Origin of the sequence: Hallerella sp., assembly GCF_022776125.1 — a bacterium.
Classification (GTDB): domain Bacteria; phylum Fibrobacterota; class Fibrobacteria; order Fibrobacterales; family Fibrobacteraceae; genus Hallerella; species Hallerella succinigenes.
This window is the reverse complement of record NZ_JALFIA010000024.1, coordinates 95,359-105,927: the sequence shown is the minus strand read 5'-3', so window position 1 is coordinate 105,927 and position 10,569 is coordinate 95,359. Positions and strand designations below refer to the sequence as shown.

The 10,569-nt window shown below is 51.5% G+C and carries 6 protein-coding genes; 2 read left to right on the top strand and 4 right to left on the bottom strand.

Annotation, left to right across the window (positions count from 1 at the left end):
• Positions 1 to 137: 137 nt before the first annotated feature.
• Both MR847_RS03900 and MR847_RS03895 read right to left on the bottom strand, forming a co-directional pair.
• Positions 138 to 4,088: a DUF3320 domain-containing protein gene (locus MR847_RS03900; RefSeq protein WP_287722994.1), complete on the bottom strand. Its 3,951-nt coding sequence runs from the start codon at positions 4,086 to 4,088 to the stop codon at positions 138 to 140.
• 164 nt (positions 4,089 to 4,252) lie between these two features.
• Complete coding sequence (locus MR847_RS03895; RefSeq protein ID WP_100425857.1) at positions 4,253 to 5,125, bottom strand: glutamate--tRNA ligase family protein; 873 nt, start codon at positions 5,123 to 5,125, stop codon at positions 4,253 to 4,255.
• A gap of 100 nt (positions 5,126 to 5,225) precedes the next feature.
• Here MR847_RS03895 and MR847_RS03890 point away from each other — a divergent pair, with 100 nt between their 5' ends.
• Both MR847_RS03890 and MR847_RS03885 read left to right on the top strand, forming a co-directional pair.
• Entirely contained in the window at positions 5,226 to 5,780 is a 555-nt protein-coding gene (locus MR847_RS03890; protein ID WP_100425858.1) for a hypothetical protein, read from the top strand.
• Complete coding sequence (locus MR847_RS03885; RefSeq protein ID WP_277003192.1) at positions 5,780 to 6,886, top strand: exonuclease domain-containing protein; 1,107 nt, start codon at positions 5,780 to 5,782, stop codon at positions 6,884 to 6,886. The genes MR847_RS03890 and MR847_RS03885 overlap by 1 nt, the downstream gene beginning before the upstream one ends.
• 37 nt (positions 6,887 to 6,923) lie before the next feature.
• Here MR847_RS03885 and MR847_RS03880 read toward each other — a convergent pair whose 3' ends face one another.
• Both MR847_RS03880 and MR847_RS03875 read right to left on the bottom strand, forming a co-directional pair.
• On the bottom strand, positions 6,924 to 9,395 hold the full coding sequence (locus MR847_RS03880; RefSeq protein ID WP_287722993.1) for a DNA topoisomerase III: 2,472 nt from the start codon (positions 9,393 to 9,395) through the stop codon (positions 6,924 to 6,926).
• A 6-nt stretch (positions 9,396 to 9,401) separates the two neighbouring features.
• Positions 9,402 to 10,541 (bottom strand): glycosyltransferase, encoded by a 1,140-nt coding sequence (locus MR847_RS03875; RefSeq protein WP_287722992.1) that lies wholly within the window; start codon positions 10,539 to 10,541, stop codon positions 9,402 to 9,404.
• Positions 10,542 to 10,569: the final 28 nt, after the last annotated feature.

Genomic DNA, 10,569 nt, shown 5'->3' with positions numbered 1-10,569 from the left:
CGGGACATCGCGGGGGCCCTTCCTTTTTCCCCCGGAATCTTCCCTTGTGGCCTTGGCCCTGAAAAAGGCTCCGTGTTGAAAAGGCGGACCCGGGTCCGCCTTCTGTGTTTTAAAGGGTTTAACTGTTTTGTTTGAAATTACAGCAGACCGAGTGTCTGCTTGATTGTTTGCTCGTCGGCGTCGGCGGGGAACAGAGCGCGTTCTTCGGGAGAGATGAATGCCAGTTTGCGTTCTTCATCGGGAAGAGCAGAGCGGTCGCGGAGGACGACCGGTTTCGACGTGATCGTGTAGAAGAACGGGCCTGTTTTGATAAAGGCTTTTTTGGCAAGTCCTTGAGCAATGCCATCCTTGATAGCGCGGACTACGGCTGGGCCTGCGCGATGCAGTCCATGCAGGTGCAGTACGCGGCGTATAAGGTTTTTTTCGTGAATCGGCGACTCTGCGTCAACATAGAACTTCATTTGTAAAATGAGAAGTTTTGAGGCGAGTTCCGGAATGGGAACGTCATGGACGGAGCCTTCGATTTTGGGACGTATAATCTTGTACGGTTCTACGTGTAATTCGGGCTCTTCTTCTGCTTTCACGCTCTTTTCGCGGGGCGGCGGTGCGACGCTTTGTTCTACAGCGATGGTCGTGAGGATGTGGCCCTTTTCGTCTGCGGTGGAACGGTACCAGTTCGGGCACCAGAGCGGGATAATTTTCCAGCCGAGGCGATCGAGCATTTTGAAGCGCAGATAATGGCGGTCCTCGACGGAATTGCGCAGGAAATCGTTTCCGGAATCGGTTTCGATGCCGATGAGGAAATGTCCCGGGTTGTTGGCGTCGTGGACGGCGAATTGGACGGAGGCCCCGTTGTAATTCCAATTCTTTTCCAGTTGGATTTCGCCCGTGTTGATTTCGGTAAAGATTTCCTCTCCGAGGTGGGTGAGGATCGGGCTTGTTTTGAAAATTTCTGCAGATTTGGACGTTTCGACGTATTGCAGGAATTCGGCATAGGCTCGGACGCCTGCACTCGGCGATGACGATTTCTCCGCCTTTTCGCTTGCAAATATGCGCAGGCTCGAAAGAGCGTGCGTGGCGCAAACGTTGATAAGCTTTGTATTCAATCCCTGGCTTGCGATGGTCGCGTTTGGCTCGGCGCAGATGAAGAGCGTGTCGCGGTAATCGCCCGAGGCTTCCTCCGGGAGACGTACATACGGGTCGCGGAGAATGTCTTTGGGGGAAACGAAAAATCCGAGTTCGGGATGCTCCTGAATCTTTTTCAGGATGGCTTGAAAAACGCTCTGACGGCGTTCTTCGGTAAAAACGATGATGCCGAGCGATTGCATCGGGTGCTGTTCGACATGCATTGCGGCGGCATCGGCGATCGCCTGGGAAAGATCCGCTTCGTAGACGATGTGAAGTTCGTGGGCTTCCGTATTTGGAGGCGGGAGCTTGCGAATCTTTTGGCTGTAGAAATTCCTGTTGGCGTAGTCGATAAGAATCGGATGCTTATGCAGAACGTTCAGCGACAGGAAGGAAAGTTTTGCACCCTTATAGAGAGAATAGGCAAGAATGCTTTCGAGCTGCGGAGCCATGAATCCAGGATGTCGGTCTTCGCCTGGAATTGCCGGGAAGGGAGGCGTCGGGAGTTTGGAATCCCCGATGAGGACCGCACGTTTGGCGCGGAGCAGTACAGGCATCGCTTGCAGGGGCGGAACCGCTTCGGCGTCGAGCAGAATGGCGATGTCGAAAAGTTCGGGCTGCTGCGGCAAGACCCCTGCGACTTGGCCGATGGGTAGGATGGTCAAAAGTTTGGGATTCTTTTGGAGCGCATCCTTGGCATTGCGCAGGTTCATGGTGCAAAGGTCATCGGTTGCTTCGCGGAAATCGCGGGCACGCTTGGAATGTGCCTTGGGCGAAGACGAGAAGATCGCCGGGAAAATTTTGCACGCTCTCTGGATTTGCAGGGAGCTGAAGAACTTGCTGAGCTCCTGGATGAGAAGATTCTTGTTTGGGCGTTCGTCGATGAGAGCGTTTTCGAGCGCGGCAAGTCCGAGCTTGCAGAGTTCGTTGCGCTTGTGCTGGATTTGCGTGTAAAGCGGAAGCAGGCGCAGGGAGGCTTCCCAGCGGGAAATGAGTTCCGCTTGTTCATCGACGGTTTCGCAGTCGACGGAGGCGTCAAAGCCTAGTTCTTCGCAGAGTGATTTGAAATTTTTCTCTGCGTTTTTGCAAAGTTCGCGGAGTTCGTCGGCGTTGCGAATCTGGTCCTTGATTTGGCTGTACTTGGAAAGGATCGCGTAAGAGAGCGAAGCGTTTTCCGTCTTTTCCGTTTTTTTGCGGAAGTCATAGAACCATTGAATTTTAGCGGCGAGGACAATCCAGTTGGTGTGTTCGAACTGCCAGGACTTTCCGAAGAGGCGGCCAGCGAGGGCTGCCGTGTTCATGTAGAGTTTTTTGCAGTCCTGCAGACGGATCAACTTATCGGTGAGTTCGAGCAGGTCCGCATCTTTTTTACCCTGTTTTGGATTTTTTAAGGTGCGGAGCAAAGTCTTGCGGGCGTTGTGGTAATATTCCGAGAACGCCTTGAAGGTGCGGTCCTGGTTGTTCTTGAGGACTTCTCGTGCGGCTCCGAGTTGCATGTCGATTGCATCGTCGAGATAGACGGGTGAACCGTTGCGACGGAATTCCGACCATGCGGCCCCAGCATCGGGTAGGGCGCGAAGCGCTTCTTCATAAGTTTCCCAGTCTTTGGAATCGAGGAGCCAATCGTCAAAAGCGGGGGTGGATTCGTTGAAGTCGGGCGATATCGCCTTGCTGACATCGGCGAGTTCAGAAATATTGACAGCTTGGTTAAAGAAAAGAGCTTTAGAAACACATTCGGCAAGGGTTTCAAGTGTTTGGAATTCCGCTTTGGCCTGTTTGAGCTTTTGCGAGAGATTCTTGCACTGGAATTCATTTGTCGAATCGAGCGAGACCCCGCGGTATGCTTTGAGGGCTTTTTTGGCGTCGTCGCGTTCTAAGGTCTCGAGAAGATCCTGGAGAATGTTTTTGACAAAGTGGACATTTTCACGGTTGAGCTTTTCGACACCTGCGAAAGTGGAATCGGGCCAGGTCTTTTTGCGCGAGCCTGTTTCGCCGAGGATCTGCAGAGCCTCGGAGAGGGTGCTGTTGCCCGGTAAAATCGGCATATTGCTTGCGCGGTTGTAATCGACAAGGGCTTTGCGTGATTTGGAGAGCGCTTCACGGGCCTTGTCGAGTGTGATGTCCTTGTAATTGATGTGCGGCGGATTCCAAAGTTTTTCGAAGCGGACGAGGGAGGCCTTTTTTTTGTAGGCGAGAAGAACTTTTTTGCCGTTTGAGACACTTTCGGAAATGAAGTTCGCTAGAAATTCTTCTTTGGCGGATCCCGGCGGAGCTTCGACCGCATAGATATCGTTTTCCGGGGAGAGCGCTTCGAGTAAAGCCGTGGACGCTTCGGAATCGAGAGTGTGGACAAAATAATGATCGACCGGGTTGAAAAGTTCATCTGGAATACTTTCTTCAAGGTCGGATTCGACGACGTGGAATCCTTCTTCGGAGAGCAGGTGGGAGAGCATTGCTTCCTTTGTGGCGTTCTCCTTCCAATTGGCGGATTCCGTGTCTTGGTATGCGTAAAGGCTTGCCTTGTCGTAGAAGCCGATGAACATACCGCGGGAGGTTGCTTTCCAGCCGGAAACGGCTTGAGTACATTCTTCCACAGCGGCGAAGTATTTGCGAATATCAAAAGTTTTGCCGTCCCAGAAGTCATGGGCGGTGGGCAGGTCGATGACGCCTTTGTTTTTAAGGCGAAGCGGAACATTCTCGATGGGAGCGGATTCCGTGAGAGAAACCTGGAGGGTTTTCGGGTCGATCTGCAGCGGGACAAGCAACAGGGGAGCTGTACTTTGCGCTCTTAAAAAGCCGATGGCGAGGAATGCGTTTTGTTCCCCGGTTCCTTCTTCCATGGTGCGGAAAGCGTAGCGGAAATCGGCGAAAAGGGCATTCTGGGATTCCTGTGAAAATTGGGCACCTGTCGGGGCGAATATAGAGAGAGGCAATGCAACTGGCTTATAAACCCACTTTTCCAAGAAGGGGATTCCATCTTCGGCAAGGAGCGGTGTTTGGTATTTAGCTCGGGGTGCGACATGCAATAGACGACTTTTTGAGCTTAAATCAAAGGAAGCATCGCGTAATTTTAACAGTTTTTGGTACAGAGCGTCCGCCATATATTACGGAATATAATTTGAAACTTCTAGAAAAGGCGATTTTTTACGAGTTGAATTGAATCCTTTACAGAAAGAAGCTGCGTTTTTTTAATGATTCCTGCTTTTGCGCAGACTTCGCCGAGAAGCGCTTCGGCGGATTTGCCTTTGTCTCTTTCGCCTCGGATGCTTGCAGCGTGTTCGCGCTTGGACAGCTTTTTGCCCATAGGATCGACTATCAGAGGATGATGTAAAAAAAGCGGAGGCGTGGTTCTACCTAGAGCTTGAGCGAGGACGATTTGACGTGAAGTGGAATGTTTGAGGTCCTCTCCGCGGACGACAAGTCCGATGCCTTCTTCAAAATCATCTGCAACGACGGCGAATTGGTAGGTCCACTGCCCAATGCGATCCTTGAGGGCGAAGTCGCCGCAGAGTTCCTTGGGGTTTTCCATGAACTTGCCGAGGAGCAGGTCTTCCCATTCGATATTTTCATTTGGCGTTTTGAAACGCACCGCATGATCTTTTGTGAAGGGAAGTCCAAGATTTTGACAGTGTCCCTGGTAAATGATTTCACCGTCGGAATTGGTCGGATTTGTTTCGAAAGTAAATTTTCGGGAGCAGTTGCAGGCGTAGATGAGACCCTTTGAACGAAGCCGCTCGAGCAGGCGTTCGTAGCGTTCCGTGTTGGCGCTCTGGATGGATTCCGCATCCCAGGTAAAGCCTAACCATTCGAGATCTTCGCGAATCGCGTCGATGTAGGCCTGCCTTGCACGGCTCTGGTCGTGGTTTTCGATGCGCAGACGTACACGGTAGCCGAATTTTTCAGCGGCTGCGTAGACGCAGAGTGCGGAAAGAATATGCCCGCGGTGCAAATAGCCGGTTGGGCTCGGAGCAAATCGGGTGAATGGATATTCGGAATTCATCGCGTTATAAGTTAATTAAAATGAGTAAAAAATTTTGAATTCAAAAATTAAAGTTTATATTAGGGGCGATTGCAAATTTTAGGATCATGTTGGAGATTTTATGATCGGACGCATTCTTGGATTGGGTTTGGCGGTATGCGCTCTTGCGTGGGCTAGCGATATGACGGCGACGACTTCGAACGGTTCTGTGGTGATTCTCCATGATAACGGCCGTTGGGAGTATTACAACAACAATTCCAGGGTTCGGGACATTCGCGAATCGGCGATCCCGAAGGATATGCAGACGACGGTGTCCATCGAATATGAATCCGCAGACAAACTGCGAAAAGATATGCGGATGAGAATGGAGGCGGATTTTGCAACGGAAGAAAACATCAAGGATAGTCTGAGAACGCTTCCGGCAGGAGGCATTGTGCATTTCTGTGTTCCGGAAGCCCAGGTGCATTATGGAAATCCGCGGACTTTTACGTACACGGTTTGGGTAGGTAAGAAACAGGTTTATAAGGCCCCGGTTTCGGAAGCGAAGGCGGTGCCTTCGGAAACGGCCGGTGTCACGTATTTGCTTTCTGTGCCGCTGTATATGAAGCTCAATGGCAAGCCTATCAAGGCGCGTGTGGAAGATTCCCACAGTTCGATCGATTTTGATGTGCGCTGATGAATTCCGCTCCTCATTTTGCTGTTGTTGACGTCGAAACGACCGGTGGAAAGCCGGAGTACGCCCGAATTATCGAAATCGGAATGGTTCTCGTCGACGATTGGAAAATCACCCAGAAGTTTGATTCGCTGGTGAAGGTCCCTGTGGAGCTTTCTCCGTTTATTCAGAACCTGACAGGCATTACACCGAAAATGCTGTGCAATGCTCCGGAGTTCGATGAAATCGCCCCCCAGATCGATGCGATGCTCGAAGGTCGCATTTTTGTAGCGCACAATGTGGCGTCGGACTATGGAGCGGTCAGGGCGGAAATGAAACGTTCCGGTTTGGATTTTTCACCGGAAAAGCTTTGCACGGTGAAGCTTTCCCGCCGCGTATTTCCTGGACTTCCCAAGTACAGTTTACATGAACTGACGATGGAACTTGGACTTCCGGATTTTGGACAGCATCGAGCGTTGAACGATGCCGTAGCGGCGGCGAACCTTTTGATTTTTGCGAAGGAAAGGGGTGGGCTTTCGCAAATTGAAGAACTTTTGCGTGGCGGAAAACGTCCGGTCTTTTATCCGAAGGGCTGGAACGATGCGATGATCATGAAACTTCCGCGGACGCCGGGCATCGTTTATTTCGTCGGCAAGGACGGTATTTTGTATGCGACGGCGGCGAGAAATGCGCGCACGCGTGTTTTGGAACTCCTTTCCAATACACGCCGCAGTCCGCTTAAAGGCTTGACGGACGGCATTTATGATATTCGCGTAAAAGAGCTTGGTTCGGAGCTTTTGGCAAAGCTCTGCTTAGAATCGGAACTTGCGAAGAAACGTTTTCCGTGTAACGCCGTGGTGCAGAAAAAATCCGATGTCGGAGCGCCTTTACCCGATATGGCTGTTTTTTTGCCGGGGCGTTTTATGGGGGACCGTGGCGTCGTGATTGTGCAGAATGCCAAGGTGCAGGGCTATGCCTTTTTGCAAGAAGATAACGGCTATCGCCTTTCGGATATTTTGGAAAGGATGGTCCCGTTTACGCAGACGGACAATTTGGTGCCGATATTAAGGCCCGCGCTACAGCGAAGTGGTGTCCGTGTGCAATTTTTGCCCAAGCGTGCTGAACTCTAAAAGAAAACGCTCCTGCTGAACGGGAGCGCTTTTCGATTTACTCTTCCGCTTTCTTTTTGGCGAAACGGTGACCCTTGCCCGGAATGTGCGGCGGGAATTCGAACTTGATCTTTCCCGTTTTGGCGTCGAGCAAAAGGTACGCATCAAAGAGGCGGTGCGTCTTTGTAGAGCGGAACCCTTGGATGAGGTCCGTCTTTTCGCCGGCAAGCATTTTCTTTATGTTGTCGATGGAAATTTCCTTGCCGAGGATTATCTTGTTCAGACGGAGACCTGTTTTGGCCTTGTCCACAAAGCTCTGCGAAACATAAGCGGTGAGCGTATCAAAGACCGGGCTTCCATCAATCGGAGATTTGCCGAGCTCTTCGCCGAGTTCGATTTCTTCGGAGTCCGCATTGTCAAAGGCGAATTTGATTTTTCCGTTTTCGAGAATAAGCCCTGCGGAAAATTCCATGCCGCGCTTGGAGCGGAATCCGGTCAGAGGACCGATCTTTTTATTTGTCAAAAGTTCGACGATTTCTTCGTTCGCCATTTTACGGCCACCGAGAATCTTGCGAATCTGAATGCCGTCTTCGGTTTCAAAACGGGAGACGCTTTCGTAAACCTTGCAACCGTTGACCGGGCTGAAGGCGGCTTCTTTCTTTGTGTCTTCTTCTTTGAAACTGCGGATGTTCGAGACCATTTTGGTGGTGAGGTCTTCGATGCCCTTCATGAATTCGACGCGGGTTTCTTTGCCCTTTTCAATCTGGGAAAGCTGATATTCCCATTCACCGGTGAGTTCCGGAGAAGTTAAGTTTTCAATTTTCATTGCGCGGGCGACTTGGATGAGGCCAAAGGCTTTGCTCGTCGGAATGAGTTCTTTTCCGTCGCGGACCATGTACTTGTCGGAGATGAGTTTTTCGATGATCGCTGCGCGGGTTGCCGGAGTGCCCATGCCGCGGTCCTTCATCGCATCGGCGAGTTCGTCATCCTTGACGAGCTTCCCCGCATTTTCCATCATGGAAAGAAGCGTGCTTTCGGTGTAGCGCGGCGGCGGATTCGTCTTTTCATCGGAGATGATGAATTCGATCGCTTTTGCCTTACCGCTCCTGTCGATCGGGGCAACGTTGGATTCGTCGTCCGAGGTCTTGCCGTAGACTTCCTTGAAGCCCGGCGTTTTCAAAATCTTGCCTTCGGTCAGGAACTTTTCGCCTTCGATTTCCGTGATGCGGGTCGTGTTCAAATATTCCGCTGCCGGGTAGAAGACCGCGATGAAGCGCTGGCAGATCATCGTATAGACTTTGAGTTCCGCTTCGGAAAGCGACTTCATCTTGTTGCCGGTCGGGATGATGGCGAAGTGGTCCGAGATTTTTGCGTTGTTAAAGATGCGCGGATCCTTTTTGACCCAGTTGTTTTCAAGAGCCTTTTCGGCGAACTTCGCAAGGTTTCCTTCCATGGTGCCGAGCGTCTTTTTGACGGTGCCGACGTAATCTTCGGGGAGGGCGCGGCTATCGGTACGCGGGTAGGAGGTTAATTTGTGCTTTTCGTAGAGTGCCTGGGCAATCGAGAGTGTCGTTTTTGCGCTGAAGCCAAAGCGGTTGTTCGCTTCTCGCTGCAGGGTCGTCAGGTCGTAAAGCGGTCCGCATTTTTGTGTGCTCGGCTTGGTCGTTTCGGTGACGGTACCGGTTTTGCCTTTGCACTTTTTGACAATTTCTTCTGCCTGGCCTTCTTCCCAGATGTGATCCTTGTCGGTCTTGAGGTCCGGGTTGAACCACTTGCCTTCGTATTCGGATTTTCCCGAACCGAAGTTGCCTTGGATTGTCCAGTAAGGCTTGGAAACAAAGGCGTTGCGTTCTTCTTCGCGGTTCACGATTATGGCGAGCGTCGGCGTTTGAACGCGTCCGCATGGGGTGAGTTGAAATCCGCCGAAGCGGCTGTTGTAGGCGGTTAGGCCTCTCGAACCGTTGATGCCCACGAGCCAGTCCGCTTCGGAACGGGACAGTGCGGCGTCAAGAAGGTTCTGCATTTCTTCATGGGTACGCAGATTTTCGAAGGCTTCGCGAATGGAAGCCAAGGTCATGCTCTGCATCCAGAGACGTTTTAAGGTTTTTCCCTTGAGACCGGTCTTGCCTTTTTCAAATTCAAGAATGTAATGGAAAATCAGTTCGCCTTCGCGACCGGCATCGCACGCGTTCACAATCGTGCCAACGTCTTTTCGACGGATGAGTTTACCGAGGGCGGTGAGCTGAGCCTTGGACGTCGGAATCGCCTTCAGCTGAAATTCTTTCGGGAGAATCGGAAGCGTTTCCATCTCCCAACTTTTGTACTTGTCGCTGATTTCTTTGGGATCGCAGAGCGTTACCAAGTGGCCGAGAGCCCAAGAAACGATGTACGCTCCGTTTTCGTAATAGGTCTTTTCTTTTTTGAACTTTCCTCCGGTCGTGATAGCGCGGGTAAGGTCCGCGGCGACGCTCGGTTTTTCGGCGATGACGAGAGTTAATTTTTCTGCAGCGGTATCAGTTTTTTTGACCATTTGAAATTAACCTTTCCACTTAAAATGACCGGCTATTCCGAAGAGCACGGCAAATACGGTAAACGGGGCATGAATGATTTCTACGGGGAGGAACCATTTGAAAAGTTGCTTTTGCTGGAAAATGCGAAGACCGCGAAGTTCCACCAATGAATCGCCGACGAGTTTGACGAGAACACCAAAGAGCGTCGCGAGGAAAATGTTGAAGCTGAAGAAGGATAGCACGTAGCCGAGTGAGATGAGGCAGAAGAAGAGGAAGACCGCGACGAGGAGCGCAACGATTTTCGGAGCATAGTAGGTGGTCTTCGATGCCCAGCGTTTACGCTGTTCCCAAAGTTCGGGCAGGGTCTCTTTGCCTTGAGTGGTGACGAAAGCTTCCGGATCGATCGAATAATGAGCCTTCCAAGGCGCTTCCCGGGCGAGCTTTTGCAAAAGCAGATCGTCGTCACCGCTTTGGATTTTAGAGACGCCTTCAAAGCCGTGGACTTCTTCGAAGAAGCTGCGGCGGTAGGCGAGGTTGTTCCCGGTGCTTGTAATCGGCGTTCCCATGGCGAGAGCCCCGGTGCCTGCGATGCGGTAAGCCATGGTTTCCACGGCTTGCATGTTCAAAAGCCAGTTGGTGCGGTCTGTGGGAAGTTCGATGTAGGAATGTCCTGCGACAAAGTCGATGCCCGGTTCGAATTCGCGGATCATGGCGCGGATCCAGGTCGGTTGCACGATGCAGTCGGCGTCGGTGAGAAGGAGGATTTCCCCTTCGGAGGCGGCGACGAGTTTTGCGATGGCGTTCTTTTTGGCGCTTTCACCCGGAGCGAGTTCCGAGATCGTGACTACGTGAATGCGGTCTGGATACTTTTCGGCGTATTCGGCAAGAATCTGCGGGGTGCGGTCGGTGGAACGGTCGTCTGCAATCCAGATGTCCCAACGGCCTTTGTAAAGCTGCTTCATCAGGGAGTCCAAGGTCTTGGAAATTCCCGCTTCTTCGTTCCTTGCGGATACGAGAATACTGACCGATGGCAGCGGATTTCGAATGGAATTGCCCAAGTGGACTTTTCCGAGTGCACAGAAAAGACGCATTTCAAATACCGCATAGAAAAGGGCGGTGATAACCATCAAAATGGCAAAGGCGTATTCAAGAACAATCCAAAACATGCATGCTAAATGTAATTCAAGAAAGTTT